This is a genomic window from Yersinia sp. 1252 StPb PI, assembly GCF_048593885.1.
GTDB classification, from domain to species: Bacteria; Pseudomonadota; Gammaproteobacteria; order Enterobacterales; family Enterobacteriaceae; genus Yersinia; species Yersinia enterocolitica_E.
On record NZ_JAZGQE010000033.1, the window covers coordinates 20,174 to 36,381 of the forward strand.

Genomic DNA, 16,208 nt, shown 5'->3' on the forward strand with positions numbered 1-16,208 from the left:
ATTGACATTGAATGGGAAATCTCAGGTGAAGTTCGTAAAGTATTTTTTGATCCTTACAGTGTGTTGCATTTTACTGGGAGCAGCCTCGATATTTGGCCTGTACAAATATATTGAGCCACAGCTACCCGATGTTGCCACGCTGAAAGATGTCCGGCTGCAAACACCGATGTTGGTGTATAGCGCTGAAGGCGAATTGATCGCTCAATACGGTGAAAAACGCCGTATCCCGTTGACATTAAAACAAATTCCACCAGAAATGGTGCATGCATTTATTGCTACGGAAGATAGCCGATTCTATGAGCATCACGGTGTGGACCCGGTTGGGATCCTACGTGCTGCCTCAATTGCTATGGTTTCTGGGCGTGCCTCACAAGGGGCAAGTACCATTACCCAGCAATTGGCTCGCAACTTCTTCTTAAGCCCGGAACGGACTTTGATACGTAAAATCAAGGAAGCCTTTCTGGCCATTCGTATCGAACAGTTACTGACCAAAGATGAAATCCTTGAGCTGTACCTGAACAAGATTTATCTCGGCTACCGTGCCTATGGTGTCGGTGCGGCAGCTCAGGTCTATTTCGGCAAAGAAGTCAATGAGTTGACCCTCAGCCAGATGGCGATGATCGCCGGTTTGCCAAAAGCGCCATCCACCTTCAACCCGCTCTATTCACATGACAGAGCAGTGGCACGCCGTAACGTAGTGCTCTCGCGTATGCTGGATGAAAAGTACATCACCCAGGCGCAGTACGATCAGGCGCGCAGTGAAGAGCTGGTTGCCAACTACCATGCTCCGCAAATCGCCTTCTCAGCACCTTATCTGTCAGAAATGGTGCGGCAGGAGATGATTAAGCGTTACGGTGAGAATGCCTATACTGACGGCTATCAGGTCTATACCACCATAACCAGAAAGCTCCAGTTGGCGGCAGTCGACTCATTGCGTGCCAATGTGCTGGCTTATGATATGCGCCATGGTTATCGAGGCCCGTCCAATGTGTTGTGGAAAGTGGGCGAAAGCGCATGGGGCCGCGAGCAGATTATCGATTCACTGAAAACCTTGCCGGTCTATGGCCCACTGCTGCCTGCGGTGGTGACCGAAGCTAATACAACGCAAGCAACGGCACTGTTGGCAGATGGCAGCAACGTGACCTTACCAATGTCCGGCATGCGTTGGGCACGTCCGTTTAAATCGGATAACGCCCAAGGGCCAACACCAAAACAAGTGACCGATGTGGTGCAGCCTGGCCAGCAGATTTGGGTAAGAAAAGTAGAAGATAATTGGTGGCTGGCACAGGTGCCGGACGTCAACTCAGCCTTAGTTTCTATCGATCCAAACAATGGTGCGGTTAAAGCGCTGGTCGGCGGTTTTGACTTTAACCAAAGTAAGTTTAACCGTGCGACACAGGCACTACGCCAGGTCGGTTCGAATATCAAACCCTTCCTGTATACCGCGGCAATGGACAAAGGTCTGACGCTGGCAACCATCCTCAATGATCTGCCAATTACGCGCTGGGATGCAGGTGCAGGTACCGATTGGCGGCCAAAAAACTCACCACCGACTTACGACGGCCCCATTCGTTTACGCCAAGGTTTAGGTCAGTCGAAGAACGTGGTGATGGTGCGGGCAATGCGTGCCATGGGTGTGGATTATGCGGCTGAATACCTGCAACGCTTTGGTTTCCCGGCACAAAATATTGTGCACTCAGAATCCCTGGCATTAGGTTCCGCCTCCTTTACACCATTGCAGTTAGTCCGTGGTTACGCCGTGTTGGCAAACGGCGGCTATCTGGTCGATCCCTATTTCATCACCAAGATAACTGATGATGTGGGCAATGTGCTGTTCGAAGAGAAACCGAAGATTGTCTGTGAAGAGTGTAACTTACCGGTTATTTACGGTGACACTCAGCGCTCAGTTGTTCTGTCTGATGATAACATCGAAAACGTCGCCACCTCGCAGAACAATAACGCCAGTAATGTGCCAATGCCTGAGTTAGAAAAAGTGACACCTGAACAGGCCAAGCTCAACGGTGACCAGCAATACGCACCCCATGTGATAAGCACGCCGTTGGCCTTTTTGATTCGTGATGCGTTGAACTCAAATATCTTCGGGGAACCGGGTTGGATGGGTACCGGCTGGCGTGCCGGGCGTGACCTGAAACGCAAGGATATTGGCGGTAAAACCGGTACCACTAACAACTCAAAAGATGCCTGGTTCTCTGGCTACGGCCCGGATACCGTGACCTCCGTCTGGATTGGCTTCGATGACCATCGCCGCGACTTAGGCCGCAGCTCTGCATCAGGGGCCATATCAGATCAGATCTCTGGTGCTGAAGGTGGGGCGAAGAGTGCGCAACCTGCATGGGATGACTTTATGAAAGCGGCCCTTGACGGTTTGCCAGAAAAACCGGTTTCTCCACCGCCGGGTATTGTCAGCGTAGTGATTGATAAGCAGACGGGTAAGTTATCCAGTGGCGGGCCAGGCAGTCGTTCAGAGTACTTTATCGAGGGGACACAACCCACCGAGTATTCAGTACATGAAGCAGGGACGACTCTAATGGATAACGGGCAGACTCACGAGCTGTTCTGATGGAGTTGTTCTGTAAACGCTGATTGCCTGAGTATCAAGACGGAGCAGCGCCAATATAAAAGCCGGGAGCTCGTAACAGAGTCCCGGCTTTTTTATCTCTGACCATTACTTATTAAGAAATGCCTGAGCCAGAAAAAGGGCACTAACATTACGGGCCTCGCGAAAATCAGGCTCATCCAGCAGTGCCATCATATTGGCGATCGGCCAGCGGACTTGTGGTAGGGGTTCCGGCTCGTCACCCTCCAGACTTTGTGGATAGAGGTTATGGGCAATAACAATATTCATTTTGCTAGAGAAATAGGACGGAGCCATCGTCAGCTTACTGAGATAATCAAAGCTTTTAGCACCAAAGCCAACCTCTTCCATCAGTTCACGATTCGCCGCCTCCAGCACACCTTCGCCCGGATCAATCAACCCTTTGGGGAAGCCCAGCTCATACTCTTCAATACCCACGGCATATTCACGAATCAGCAGGAGATCATCGCCAATAATCGGCACTATCATCACCGCTTCACGGTTTGATGGCCGCATTCGTTCATAAACGCGTTGCACGCCATTACTGAACTCCAGATCCACCGCTTCAACAGTAAACAAGCGGGAGTGGGCAACCGTTTCTATTTTAAGAATTTTAGGTTTTTGCAGGTGTTTCATGATAGCCCCAATTTAAATACTCACCGCCTATCGGACTTGCATCAGGATAACCAGAGCTATTTTATGGTTACTTAGTAAGCCACTTTTTGCCGATAACGATTAACCCAACACTTTATACTGGAATTTATTAGAACTTGATCACATTGTGCGTTAGTGAGAACCTTTATCGCAATCTCAGTTAGATATAATTTACCTGTTTTTAACATGACGTCGAGTTTAGTCAAGATTCAACCGGTTAAATTTCATCCTACCCCCACTCAACACACGTTAAAAAATGTGTTTGAAAATAGGATTATGCTGATATTACCGCTGTTTTAGCCTTGCTATCCTTATCAATCTACGGGCAGTTTAAGAGCACTTGCATTAGGTTTTTTGATGAATAATAGCGTGTAAAATGCTAGTTCACTGAATGACTCTGTTATATGCCTTGGTACTGTTTTTACGCATAATATGCATTCTTTCATAGAGTTGACGTAAGTCAGAGGCGCTCGGATGGGGATGGGATGAGCACAATAGTCTTAATATTGGCCTTACTGTTGACCAGTCTGATCGCGGTAGGTTTGTTATGGTGGTTCCGATTCCGCCACCCCGCCCCCGTAACTGCAATACTGCCGTTCGCTAAACCCATGCACCGTAAACTCACCGCGGAGGAACGGGTTAATATTGAGAATTATCTGCTCGGTCAGCAAGAGAAGCTCGGATTCAAATCTCAGTCAACTTTTGACACCCGCACACTGACGAACACCAATCTTGCGCCAGCAAAGCTGACTCTGACGCCACAAAGCGAAAATGTTTATTCGGTTACCCGCGCCATCACCCGCTACGGCGTGGCGAGTGACGAACCCAATAAATGGCGTTATTACCTTGATTCTATTGAAGTTCACCTACCGGCTTCGTGGGAGCAATATATCGCTCAGGATAATGACGTAGAACTTATCCAAACGCAGACGATTCCTTTGGTGATCTCCCTTAATGGGCATACGCTTAAAAATCACCAGGCTGAGAATAGCTACCAGCCTATTTTGCCTTCTCCAGCGCAAAATGCCTCAATCCGCAAAGCAGACAGCGAACATATAGAGCTGTTGAATATCCGCAAGGAAACCCCCGAAGAATATGCCTTACATGGTGCTAATGGCTTAAAAGAAGCCGCTGCGATCTGTCTGGCATTGTTATTACTGTTTTTCGCACTCACCGGTCCGGTGGTTACACTGCCCTGGCTGATTATTGTGGCGATAACGTTAACCGGTTGGGCATGCTGGAATATGTTCCGCCCGTTATCTGAAAAAGATTTGCGTGAAGTCCATTGCTTGAGCGGTACGCCAAAGCGCTGGGGGCTGTTTGGTGAATCGAACCAAGGGCAGATGAATAACATCTCGCTCGGGATTGTCGACCTGATTTATCCGGCCCATTGGGGGCCCTATTTTGCTCATGACCTGGGCAAGAAAACCAACATTGATATCTATCTCAACCGTCAGGTCGTGCGTCAGGGGCCTTTTTTATCCCTGCATGACGAAATGAAACATTTCCCGTTACAGCGCTGGGGGAAAAACCTGACGCTTATCGCCGGTTCACTGTTAATAATGGTGTTATTGCTAATCTATGTGCCGCTCAGCTTGCCATTGAAATTGAGTATTGCCTGGTTGCAAGGCGCACAAAGCCAGCAAGTTACTAGTGTTGAAGCTCTGGATAAAATGCCTCTGCGCATCGGCGATATGCTGAAAGCTCAGGGTACCGGTATGTGTTATGTCCCGCCGAATACTCAAAATCCGCATAGTTTTGTTTTTACGCCGTTTGATTGTTCTGGGATCTATTGGAATAACGCAGCACCACTGCCACAACCTGAATCTGACACCATTGAAAAAGCCGCCGCACTGGTGGCAACAGTCAATCAGCAGTTGCATCCGCAAGGTACTGATGCCAACGTCAACCCACAGTTGGCAACCGCCATTGAAAAATCTGGCATGATTTTACTGAATGATTTTGCAGATATCGTTTTGAAAACACAGGCATTATGCGGTGGAGATAGCGACTGTGTCCGCCTGAAAAATGCCTTGGTTAACTTAGGTAATGCCAAGAATTGGCCGGGGCTGGTTAAACGAGCACAATCTGGCACATTAAAAGGGATGAATGTGCTGTTGCGCCCAGTCAGTGCCGATACCCTGGAAAGTCTGGTTAAAACTGCTACCTCATCGTTTGTTTATCGTGAAACGCATTTGGCAACTGAAGCATTAAATAGCCCGCCGCCGGGTGGCTTCTTGCTAACCAGTGATGAAGGTAAGCAGTTAGTTAATCACCCTGCCCCTGCCGTCCCCCTGTTTGATTACAGCGCACTGGAGCAGTGGCGGGAATTACAACGGCTCTCCGGGCTGCTACTTAATACTCCATTTAAGGCAGAAGGCATCATTACCAATATCACCATTGATGCCAATGGCACACGGCATATCGCGCTACACAGTGAGCCGGATATCGTCACACTCGGCCGCTATCTGGGTACCAGCCTATTGCTGCTAATACTGATTGCCTGTCTGGCCGTGAATATCACTTTATTAATTCAACGGATACTACGAAACCGTAACCGGATGGATAATATTCAACGCTATTATGATAATTGTTTTAACCAAACCCTCACTCCCGCGCCTTTCCTGCGTTAGCTTTCTTTCAGGCCATATCATTCATCTCTGGCAGGCTCTGTAACTTTGATATGCTAGGCTAACTTTATCTGTGGCTGTTATCGGGACATCACCCTGATGGCGCTGGTATTCGTTGTAACCCGTATTATTTGTTTGCATAAAAATAATGTGATTGTGGAGCCGCTATGCCCCCAGAATTTAATTGGCAAGAGATTGATACCGTGCTGTTGGACATGGATGGCACCCTGTTGGATTTGGAGTTCGATAGCCATTTCTGGCTAAAGCAGGTGCCGGAAACCCTTAGCCAACACCGAGGGATCCCGCTGGAGCAGGCCAACAAAATTATTCATGATGAATACTTGGCAGTGCAACATACCTTAAATTGGTATTGCTTCGATTATTGGAGTGAGCGACTGGATTTGGATATTTACGCCATGACCACAGCCGCTGGCAACCGGGTTCGTCTGCGCCAAGATACTGAGCCGTTTTTGTCCAGTTTACGCCAGCAAGGGTTACAAACCATTTTGCTCACCAACGCCCATCCACACAGTCTGGCAGTCAAAATTGAGCATACTGCACTGGACCAGCACCTTGATTTATTACTTTCCACCCATACATTTGGTTATCCGAAGGAAGATCAACGACTGTGGCAAGCTGTCGCGCAGCATACCGGGCTGAATCCGGCCAGAACCTTATTCGTCGATGACAGTGAAACGATTCTGGATGCCGCGCGCACATTTGGTATCCGCTACTGTCTGGGTATAGAAAATCCGGATTCCAGTTGTGCTGACAAAGCATTTCACAGCCACCCTGCAATCAATGATTACCGTAAGCTATTACCCGCGCTACAGTTACGTGGTGACTAAAAAGATGTTTAGCCCTATAGCCTAAATAATTCGCGTTGCAACAAGGCGACCAACACGCATGCGACGTGAAATATGACGGAGATAACAGGCAGGAGTATTCATGAAGGATAAAGCAGTTTCTGACGAATCGGTTCGGCTGGATAAATGGCTTTGGGCAGCCCGGTTTTATAAAACCAGAGCAATCGCCCGGGAAATGGTGGATGGCGGTAAAGTCCACTACAACGGCCAGCGCGGTAAACCGAGCAAGTTGGTTGAACTCAATGCTGAAATCCGCCTGCGTCAGGGCAATGATGAACGCACGGTGCGGGTATTGGCATTACACGGTCAACGCCGTGGTGCAAGCGAAGCACAGGCATTGTATGAAGAGACTGAAGCCAGTATTGCCAATCGCGATAAGGTGGCACAGGCGCGTAAACTGAATGCCCTGACCATGCCACATCCTGACCGACGGCCGGATAAAAAAGAGCGTCGCAACCTGATTAAATTTAAACAAGGCGAGTCTGAGTAAACCCTATAGATTTCAACATGCAGGACGGCAGCCCACACACCTGCAACTTGAAAGATGACGGCTTTGCTTGCAGCCAGAAAGAGAGAAAACTATGTCTAATCACGACCAATTACACCGCTACCTGTTTGCTAACCATGCTGTGCGCGGTGAGCTGGTTTCAGTCAATGAAACCTACCAGCAAGTATTAGCCAATCATGATTACCCACCAGCGGTACAAAAACTGTTGGGTGAGATGTTAGTCGCAACCAGTTTACTGACCGCCACGCTCAAGTTTGATGGTGATATTACCGTGCAGTTACAAGGAGGGGATGGCCCATTGTCACTGGCAGTGATTAACGGTAATAACCAGCAGCAGATGCGGGGTGTCGCCCGCTTTAAAGGTGAAATCAGCGATGAAAGCACGCTGAAAGAGATGGTCGGCAACGGCTATCTGGTTATCACTATCACCCCGGCAAAAGGCGAGCGCTATCAGGGTGTGGTAGCACTGGAAGGGGAGACTATCGCCGCCTGTCTGGAAAATTACTTTATGCAGTCTGAACAATTACCAACACGCCTGTTTATTCGTACCGGCAGTGTGGAAGGTAAAGCCGCTGCGGGCGGGATGCTGCTGCAAGTGTTGCCAGCCGAAGAGCGCAATGAAGATGAGTTTGATCACCTGGCACAGCTTACCACTACCATCAAAGCTGAGGAGCTATTTACGCTGCCAGCGAATGAAGTGCTGTATCGTTTATATCATCAGGAAGAAGTAACGTTATATGAGCCGCAAAACGTCAGTTTCTGCTGCACCTGTTCCCGCGAGCGTTGTGCTGATGCATTAGTCACACTGTCGGAAGATGACATCACCGAAATGCTGGAACAAGATGGCAATATTGATATGCATTGTGAGTATTGCGGCAATCACTACCTGTTTGATGCCGTTGATATCGCCTCATTAAAGAGTGGTAACAGCACTTCTTCAGAACAAATTCATTAATAAGAATAATGATTGGTTGGGTGCTGACTCGTGCCCAGCTATTTCTTCTGGCGTTTCATACTTGCGACAATCCGTGTCCTATCTCTCATAACCTAGCGAAAAATAGGTCATATGTTGAAATATTTGATAGCTATCGCTGTTAATCAGAGATGAGGATTTACAATCGCTGGTAGAAAATTGACGATCCAGGAGTTATGACATGAGTGTTAAAGGAATTACCCCGCAGGAGCTCGCCGCCTATGGCATCCATAACGTCAGCGAGATTGTTTACAACCCAAGCTATGATTTACTGTTCCAGGAAGAGACCAAACCCACGCTTGAAGGATACGAGCGCGGAATCCTCACCACCACAGGAGCAATAGCGGTAGATACCGGGATTTTTACCGGCCGCTCGCCAAAAGATAAATATATTGTCCGCGATGCCATCACTCAAGATACCGTGTGGTGGGCCGATCAGGGCAAAGGCAAAAATGATAACAAGCCACTGAGTCAGGAAACCTGGAGCCACTTGAAAGGGTTGGTAACCGAGCAACTGTCCGGTAAACGTCTGTTTGTTGTTGATACCTTCTGCGGTGCTAACGCCGATACTCGCCTGCAAGTTCGCTTTGTCACTGAAGTCGCGTGGCAGGCTCATTTTGTCAAAAACATGTTTATCCGCCCATCAGACGAAGAACTGGCCCATTTCGAGCCTGATTTTATCGTCATGAATGGCGCTAAATGCACCAACCCGGACTGGAAAGAGCAAGGTCTGAATTCCGAGAACTTTGTTGCCTTTAACCTGACAGAACGTATGCAGCTCATTGGCGGCACATGGTATGGCGGCGAAATGAAGAAAGGTATGTTCTCGATGATGAACTACCTGCTGCCACTGAAAGGCATTGCTTCCATGCACTGCTCGGCCAACGTCGGCGAGAAAGGCGATGTGGCTATCTTCTTCGGCCTGTCTGGTACCGGTAAAACCACGCTGTCGACTGATCCAAAACGTAAGTTGATTGGTGATGACGAACACGGTTGGGATGATGACGGCGTATTTAACTTTGAAGGTGGCTGCTACGCCAAAACCATCAAGTTATCTGAAGAGGCAGAACCGGATATTTATCATGCAATTAAGCGTGATGCCTTGCTGGAGAACGTGGTAGTACTGGCCGACGGTACCGTTGATTTCAATGATGGTTCCAAAACGGAAAACACCCGTGTTTCTTACCCGATCTATCATATTGAAAATATCGTTAAACCGGTTTCTAAAGCGGGTCATGCCACTAAGGTTATCTTCCTGACTGCTGATGCCTTTGGTGTATTGCCACCAGTATCACGCCTGACAGCAAATCAAACCCAATATCACTTCCTGTCTGGCTTCACCGCTAAACTGGCTGGTACTGAGCGCGGTGTAACTGAGCCAACACCGACCTTCTCAGCCTGTTTTGGTGCAGCTTTCCTGTCGCTGCATCCAACACAATATGCAGAAGTGCTGGTTAAACGTATGCAAGCGGTGGGCGCACAAGCCTATCTGGTCAATACTGGCTGGAATGGTACTGGCAAACGTATTTCCATCAAGGATACCCGTGGCATCATTGACGCCATTCTGAACGGTGAGATTGATAAAGCAGAAACCTTCACTCTGCCAATCTTTGATCTGGCGGTGCCAACAGCATTACCGGGCGTGAACCCAGAGATCCTCGATCCTCGTGACACTTACGCTGATGTGCCGCAGTGGCAAGAGAAAGCCGAAGATCTGGCGAAGCGTTTTACCACTAACTTTGATAAGTATACTGATACCCCAGCAGGTGCTGCATTGGTTAGTGCAGGGCCAAAGCTCTAAGTTAGCGTTGATTTTGTAATGATTATGGAGGGACACATTTGTGTCCCTTTTGTTTTTCGCAAATCAAAAATGGATTAGATCAGGTTTGGTGGATGAGTGATCGGGGTCGAGTGCTCATTATTAATTGTTCAGTTATCCGGTTCGGTTGACATGAGTTCAGTGATTAACTTATCTCCGTAGCCTCAACCGCCAAAGGGGTCACAAGCGCGTGACTCCCTTGGAACCTTGGGACTCACCCCTTCGGGGCCGCTGCTAGCAGCGTTCATATCTGCTCCCGGCTGATTTGTCCATGGCGGCTCACTCGGGCCACCGTCCTGGTCGGTAATATTCCTGATTGCGCTTAACATCAAAAGAGAAAATCAAAATCATGGTTTTAGATTCTGAAGTTTAAAAGCACATTTGAGCAGCCGAGTGAAGAATGGAGCAAGGGAAATCCGCCATGGACGGCGGATTTAGGCGTCATGAGCAGGGATGCGAATAAAGCCGTCCCGCCAGCGAAATGATGAGTGAGGGAACCCACGCAGTGGGCAGGCGATACGTGCGAAGCGCGGGATTCCACAAGGGTGCGCGCCCGCACCCTTTGGCGGTTGAGGCTACGGAGGTTAAGTAAACTCCATTGCTTTAACAACCGAACCTGATCACCATACTAAATAACCAAAATAAAACTCACACCACCGCAGGTGGCTTCGCCTTCATATCTAACGGCAACGGAATATACGCCCGGATCCGTAAACCGCCCCGCTCACTGGTACCGATATCCAACGAACCGGCGTGAGCATCAATAATCCGCTGCACAATCGCCAAGCCCAGCCCAGTACCACTGGTACTCCGCGCGCTATCGCCACGCACAAAAGGCTGGAACAGATGCTTCAAATCTTCAGGCTTGATACCAGGGCCGTCATCCTCAACCTGGAACCACGCACGCTGTAGCTCAGTGCCACTACTGACTTTTATCCAGCCATTACCGTAACGCGCCGCATTCACCACCATATTGGCCAACGCACGCTTAATCGATAACGGATGGATATCCACCAGCACTTCACCTGCACACAAATCAGTCTCGATTACCCGCTCATAACCACTTTCAGCCGCGATCACTTCACCGAGTACGGCATTCAAATCACTCGACTCTGTCGGCATCTCCTGCCCGGTGCGTAGATAATCGATAAATTGCTCAATAATGGCGTTGCACTCTTCGATATCTTTATTGATTGACTCAGAAAGGTATCCATCGGCTTCACTCATCATTTCAGTCGCCAAACGAATACGGGTCAACGGCGTGCGTAAATCATGGCTAACCCCAGCCATCAGCAAGGTCCGGTCATCCGCCAACAACTTCACGCCGGCGGCCATTTGGTTAAATGCCCGGGTAACCGAACGCACCTCTGACGCACCATACTCTCGTAACGGCGGCGGAATAATCCCTTTCCCCACCTGCAAAGCAGCATGTTCCAGCTCAACCAATGGCCGATTCTGAATACGGATAAACAGCCAGGCTCCCCCTACAGCCAATAACATAATTGCCAGGGTATAACGGAACAGTGGCGAGAAATCGCCCTGATGGATCTCAGTTAATGGCACTCGTACCCAAATATCCGGCGATAGCCACGTCTTTAGCCAGACAACAGGGGAGTTTTTATTAACTTCGACCCGAACATCGGTTGGCCCACCCAATTGTTGGGCCATTTGATCACTGAGAAATTTGTAATGCTGTGCCCAACGCAGGCCACTTTCCTCCGCCGCAGCATTGGTATAAAGCGAAATCCCCAATTCACGGTAAATCTCACGCCGAAACGCCGGCGGGACTTCAAGTAGCGTGCCATCTTCCAATTGCAGCCGGTCAGTCATCAGCATACGAACTTCATACGCCAACACTTTGTTAAACTGCTGCAAACTGGGCAAGATGGCGAAATTCAGCACCACCAAATACGTGGTGACCAGACTGACGAACAGCAAGGTCACAATCAGTAATAAGGTTCGGGCAAATGAGCTACGTGGAGAAAAGCGCCATCGCCTCATGCTTTACTGCCGTCCGGTACAAATACGTAGCCCAAGCCCCATACAGTTTGGATATAGCGCGGATGCGCCGGATCTTCCTCGACCATACGGCGCAGACGTGAAATCTGTACGTCGATGGAACGCTCCATCGCACTGTATTCGCGACCTCGGGCCAGATTCATCAGCTTATCGCGTGACAACGGCTCACGTGGATGACTCACCAAGGCTTTCAGCACTGCAAACTCACCACTAGTCAGTGGCATAGGCTCATCTTCACGGAACATCTCGCGCGTGCCTAAATTGAGTTTGAACTTACCAAACGCAATCACTGCTTCTTCCTGTGAAGGTGCACCCGGTAGCTCGTTAGCCTGACGGCGTAACACCGCACGAATACGGGCCAGTAATTCTCGGGGGTTGAATGGCTTAGGAATATAATCGTCAGCACCAATTTCCAATCCGACGATACGGTCAACTTCCTCACCCTTCGCCGTCACCATAATGATCGGCATCGGGTTACTTTGGCTACGCAGACGGCGGCAGATAGATAGGCCATCTTCACCCGGTAACATCAGATCAAGCACCATCAGGTGGAAAGACTCACGGGTCAGCAAGCGATCCATCTGTTCAGCATTGGCAACGCTGCGCACCTGGAAACCTTGCTCTGTTAGGTAACGTTCCAACAGCGCGCGCAGGCGCATATCGTCATCAACGACCAGAATCTTGTGATTCTCTTGCATTTTATTACTCCCAAAGGCCGTATTGCTCGAACCTGTACATTGTTAAAAAAACTTACTTTATACCCTAAATAATTCGAGTCGCAGGAAGGCGGCAACTGAGCGAGCCCCCGGTCACTTACATGAGTCAGTGACGGAGGGTGAACGAAGGAAGCCAACACACATGCAGCTTGAAGTATGACGTGTATAACAGACAGCTTTTTATGGTATACATTCTAGTCGAAATTGTTACAAAGCTTATTGTTGTGCCTAATTATCAACACTTTCGTCAAATGGGCGGTAGCGGATCTCTAATATCCAGTAGGTTGCTTCACCATTTGGTGTCTGAACCGTCACCTCATCCTCCACCTGCTTGCCAATTAAGGCACGGGCAACCGGTGAATCGATAGAAATCCATTTTTTTGCCGGATCAAACTCATCCGGCCCAACCAGGCGAAAGATGCGCTGCTCTTCTAATTCATTTTCTACCCGCACCCAGGCACCAAAAAAGACTTTTCCTTCCTGACGCGGGTCAGGGTCGACAACTTTCAGCACCTCAAGGCGTTTGGTCAGAAAGCGTACCCGGCGATCAATCTCTCGTAGCCGCTTCTTACCATAGATATATTCAGCATTTTCCGAACGGTCACCCATTGCTGCGGCTTCAGACACCGCCTGTGTTACCACCGGGCGCTCTTCCCGCCACAGATAATGCAATTCACGATCCAGCGCCTGCCAGCCTTCGCGGGTAATGTAATTACTTTTCGCCATATAATTATCCCTTTGGCATTGATGCTTCTACTATACCCTAACTTTTTACCGATAAGTCCACGTTACCTCAAGCTCTGCTGCCGCTCTACTGGCAATTTATCCGGGCAATCCGTATAACTATCTTCTGCCATTTTTCCTACTCACTATCAGACTTGACATCAGACTTATGAATGAACAACTGAGCAGCATTATTGCAAGCGAACTACAGGCGCGGCCGGAGCAAGTTATCTCTGCTATCCGCCTGCTTGATGAAGGTAATACCGTGCCGTTTATTTCGCGGTATCGTAAGGAAGTTACCGGCGGGTTGGATGATACCCAGTTGCGCCAGTTGGAAAGTCGTTTGGGCTATCTGCGTGAACTCGAAGAGCGCCGCCAAACCATTCTTAAATCAATTGAAGATCAGGGCAAGCTCACTGAGCAGTTGGCCGGTGCCATCAATGGCACCATGAGTAAAACTGAGCTTGAAGATTTATATCTCCCTTATAAACCGAAGCGCCGCACCCGTGGTCAGATTGCGATTGAAGCCGGTCTGGAGCCATTGGCGGACAGTTTATGGCATGACCCACAGCAAGAGCCAGAACAGGTTGCTCTCGCTTATGTTGATGCCGATAAAGGTGTTGCAGATACGAAAGCGGCACTGGATGGTGCACGCTATATCCTGATGGAGCGCTTTGCAGAAGATGCAACCCTACTGGCGAAAGTGCGCCAGTACTTGTGGAAAAATGCCCATTTAGTGTCAAAAGTGGTGGAAGGTAAGGAGCTGGAAGGGGCTAAATTCCGCGATTACTTTGGCAGCCACGAACCTATCGCCCATGTCCCTTCTCATCGCGCACTGGCTATGTTCCGTGGCCGCAACGAAGGCGTGTTACAACTGGCACTGAATCCTGATCCGCAGTTTGACGAACCGCCGCGCGAAAGTCAGGGCGAGCAGATAATTATTAACCATCTCGACCTGCGGCTGAATAATGCGCCAGCAGACGGTTGGCGCAAAGCGGTGGTCAACTGGACCTGGCGTATCAAAGTGCTGATGCATCTGGAAACCGAGCTGATGAGCACCCTGCGCGAACGAGCCGAAGATGAAGCAATCAACGTATTCGCCCGTAACATGCAAGATCTGTTGATGGCAGCCCCTGCCGGCATGCGCGCCACCATGGGCCTTGATCCGGGCCTGCGGACTGGGGTGAAAGTGGCGATAGTGGACGCTACCGGCAAGCTGGTTGCCTTTGATACCATCTACCCTCATACCGGGCAGGCTGCTAAAGCCGCCGCTGTGGTGGCCGCCCTGTGCATCAAGCATCAGGTTGAACTGGTGGCTATCGGGAATGGTACCGCATCGCGGGAAACCGAGCGTTTCTTTGTCGAGCTACAGCAACAGTATCCGGCGGTCACCGCGCAAAAAGTGATTGTCAGCGAAGCAGGGGCCTCGGTTTACTCCGCCTCTGAGTTGGCGGCGCTGGAGTTCCCAGATCTGGATGTCTCCATCCGTGGTGCAGTGTCTATTGCCCGGCGGTTACAAGACCCACTGGCTGAACTGGTAAAAATTGACCCAAAATCTATCGGGGTCGGCCAGTATCAACATGATGTTAGCCAAAGCCAACTGGCGAAAAAGCTGGATGCGGTAGTGGAAGACTGCGTAAACGCCGTGGGTGTGGATTTAAACACTGCGTCAGTGCCGTTACTGACCCGGGTTGCGGGTTTAACCCGCATGATGGCGCAAAACATTGTTAGCTGGCGTGATGAGAATGGCCGCTTCCATAACCGTGAGCAATTGCTCAAAGTCAGCCGCCTCGGGCCGAAAGCCTTCGAGCAGTGTGCCGGCTTCCTGCGTATCAATCATGGCAATAACCCGCTGGACGCATCAACCGTGCATCCAGAAGCCTACCCGATTGTTGAGCGCATTTTGGCTGCAACTGAACAGGCCTTGCAGGACCTAATGGGTAATGCTACCGCGCTGCGTAATCTTAATGCGCGTGATTTCACCACCGAGCAATTTGGTGTCCCGACGGTCACCGATATCCTACGCGAGTTAGAAAAGCCAGGCCGTGACCCACGCCCTGAGTTCAAAACCGCAACCTTCGCTGAAGGTGTAGAGACACTCAATGACCTGACTCCGGGCATGATCCTCGAAGGCTCGGTCACTAACGTGACCAACTTTGGTGCCTTTGTTGATATTGGTGTTCATCAGGATGGTTTGGTACATATTTCATCACTGGCGGATAAGTTTGTCGATGACCCACATAAGGTGGTGAAAGCCGGGGATATCGTCAAAGTGAAAGTCATGGAAGTGGATTTGCAACGCAAGCGCATTGCCCTGACCATGCGCCTTGATGAACAGCCTGGTGAAGGCGGCCCGCGTCGTGGTAACAATGGCGCTAATAGTGCGAATAGCAGCACCAAGGGCCGTAATGACAATCGAGGTGCCAGCCAGCCTCGTAACAGCAATGATTCGAACAGTCGCCCAGCAGCCAAGGGCCGGGCAGACAGTAACTCTGGTAGCAACAGTGCCATGAGTGATGCACTGGCGGCGGCATTTAAAAAACGCTGATATCTCTACTTAGGGCCACGTTGGTGGCCCTTTTTTCATTTACGTTTTTGTTTCAAATTATCGCGACATCTTTAATATTTCCTCTCATATCCTTTTCTTCTATAAAGCTGAAGGTTTATCTTTTAAATTAATTAGCACGCGATTCTTTTCTGCTGC

Annotated in this window: 11 protein-coding genes; 7 read left to right on the forward strand and 4 right to left on the reverse strand. The window is 49.6% G+C overall.

What is annotated here, in order from left to right:
* Positions 1–25: 25 nt before the first annotated feature.
* On the forward strand, positions 26–2,581 hold the full coding sequence (gene mrcA / locus V2A85_RS07525; protein WP_420071177.1) for a peptidoglycan glycosyltransferase/peptidoglycan DD-transpeptidase MrcA: 2,556 nt from the start codon (positions 26–28) through the stop codon (positions 2,579–2,581).
* 105 nt (positions 2,582–2,686) lie between these two features.
* On the opposite strand, the gene nudE is transcribed toward mrcA, so the two are convergent.
* Positions 2,687–3,232, reverse strand: coding sequence for an ADP compounds hydrolase NudE (gene nudE, locus V2A85_RS07530; protein WP_083161230.1), 546 nt, complete (start codon positions 3,230–3,232; stop codon positions 2,687–2,689).
* 503 nt (positions 3,233–3,735) lie between these two features.
* Between nudE and V2A85_RS07535 the strand changes: the two genes are divergently transcribed.
* The 5 genes from V2A85_RS07535 to pckA all read left to right on the forward strand — a co-directional run bounded on the left by V2A85_RS07535 (position 3,736) and on the right by pckA (position 10,028).
* Positions 3,736–5,883: an intracellular growth attenuator family protein gene (locus V2A85_RS07535; protein ID WP_372560317.1), complete on the forward strand. Its 2,148-nt coding sequence runs from the start codon at positions 3,736–3,738 to the stop codon at positions 5,881–5,883.
* 164 nt (positions 5,884–6,047) lie between these two features.
* Positions 6,048–6,728 carry a GMP/IMP nucleotidase gene (yrfG, locus tag V2A85_RS07540; RefSeq protein ID WP_420071178.1) on the forward strand — a complete coding sequence of 227 codons (681 nt, stop codon included), beginning with the start codon at positions 6,048–6,050 and terminating at the stop codon, positions 6,726–6,728.
* Positions 6,729–6,828: 100 nt separating this feature from the next.
* Positions 6,829–7,236: a ribosome-associated heat shock protein Hsp15 gene (gene hslR / locus V2A85_RS07545; protein ID WP_083161235.1), complete on the forward strand. Its 408-nt coding sequence runs from the start codon at positions 6,829–6,831 to the stop codon at positions 7,234–7,236.
* 91 nt (positions 7,237–7,327) lie between these two features.
* Positions 7,328–8,209 (forward strand): Hsp33 family molecular chaperone HslO, encoded by an 882-nt coding sequence (hslO, locus tag V2A85_RS07550; RefSeq protein ID WP_372560316.1) that lies wholly within the window; start codon positions 7,328–7,330, stop codon positions 8,207–8,209.
* A gap of 199 nt (positions 8,210–8,408) precedes the next feature.
* Positions 8,409–10,028: a phosphoenolpyruvate carboxykinase (ATP) gene (gene pckA, locus V2A85_RS07555; protein ID WP_420071179.1), complete on the forward strand. Its 1,620-nt coding sequence runs from the start codon at positions 8,409–8,411 to the stop codon at positions 10,026–10,028.
* A 666-nt stretch (positions 10,029–10,694) separates the two neighbouring features.
* Here the strand turns inward: pckA and envZ are convergent.
* From envZ to greB, 3 genes are all read right to left on the reverse strand, one after another.
* On the reverse strand, positions 10,695–12,047 hold the full coding sequence (gene envZ, locus V2A85_RS07560) for a two-component system sensor histidine kinase EnvZ (RefSeq protein WP_083161238.1): 1,353 nt from the start codon (positions 12,045–12,047) through the stop codon (positions 10,695–10,697).
* Positions 12,044–12,763, reverse strand: a complete 720-nt coding sequence (ompR, locus tag V2A85_RS07565) for a two-component system response regulator OmpR (RefSeq protein ID WP_004709363.1) — start codon at positions 12,761–12,763, stop codon at positions 12,044–12,046. The genes envZ and ompR overlap by 4 nt, the downstream gene beginning before the upstream one ends.
* A 246-nt stretch (positions 12,764–13,009) precedes the next feature.
* Positions 13,010–13,507 (reverse strand): transcription elongation factor GreB, encoded by a 498-nt coding sequence (gene greB / locus V2A85_RS07570; protein ID WP_005186101.1) that lies wholly within the window; start codon positions 13,505–13,507, stop codon positions 13,010–13,012.
* A gap of 166 nt (positions 13,508–13,673) precedes the next feature.
* Between greB and V2A85_RS07575 the strand changes: the two genes are divergently transcribed.
* Positions 13,674–16,052, forward strand: a complete 2,379-nt coding sequence (locus V2A85_RS07575) for a Tex family protein (protein ID WP_420071180.1) — start codon at positions 13,674–13,676, stop codon at positions 16,050–16,052.
* Positions 16,053–16,208 lie beyond the last annotated feature (156 nt).

What these genes read in the sequence shown, in the direction of transcription:
- nudE (WP_083161230.1), bottom strand. Translation starts at nt 3,232, where the DNA reads ATGAAACACCTGCAAAAACCTAAAATTCTTAAAATAGAAACGGTTGCC.
- V2A85_RS07535 (WP_372560317.1), top strand. Translation starts at nt 3,736, where the DNA reads ATGAGCACAATAGTCTTAATATTGGCCTTACTGTTGACCAGTCTGATC.
- yrfG (WP_420071178.1), top strand. Translation starts at nt 6,048, where the DNA reads ATGCCCCCAGAATTTAATTGGCAAGAGATTGATACCGTGCTGTTGGAC.
- hslR (WP_083161235.1), top strand. Translation starts at nt 6,829, where the DNA reads ATGAAGGATAAAGCAGTTTCTGACGAATCGGTTCGGCTGGATAAATGG.
- hslO (WP_372560316.1), top strand. Translation starts at nt 7,328, where the DNA reads ATGTCTAATCACGACCAATTACACCGCTACCTGTTTGCTAACCATGCT.
- pckA (WP_420071179.1), top strand. Translation starts at nt 8,409, where the DNA reads ATGAGTGTTAAAGGAATTACCCCGCAGGAGCTCGCCGCCTATGGCATC.
- envZ (WP_083161238.1), bottom strand. Translation starts at nt 12,047, where the DNA reads ATGAGGCGATGGCGCTTTTCTCCACGTAGCTCATTTGCCCGAACCTTA.
- ompR (WP_004709363.1), bottom strand. Translation starts at nt 12,763, where the DNA reads ATGCAAGAGAATCACAAGATTCTGGTCGTTGATGACGATATGCGCCTG.
- greB (WP_005186101.1), bottom strand. Translation starts at nt 13,507, where the DNA reads ATGGCGAAAAGTAATTACATTACCCGCGAAGGCTGGCAGGCGCTGGAT.
- V2A85_RS07575 (WP_420071180.1), top strand. Translation starts at nt 13,674, where the DNA reads ATGAATGAACAACTGAGCAGCATTATTGCAAGCGAACTACAGGCGCGG.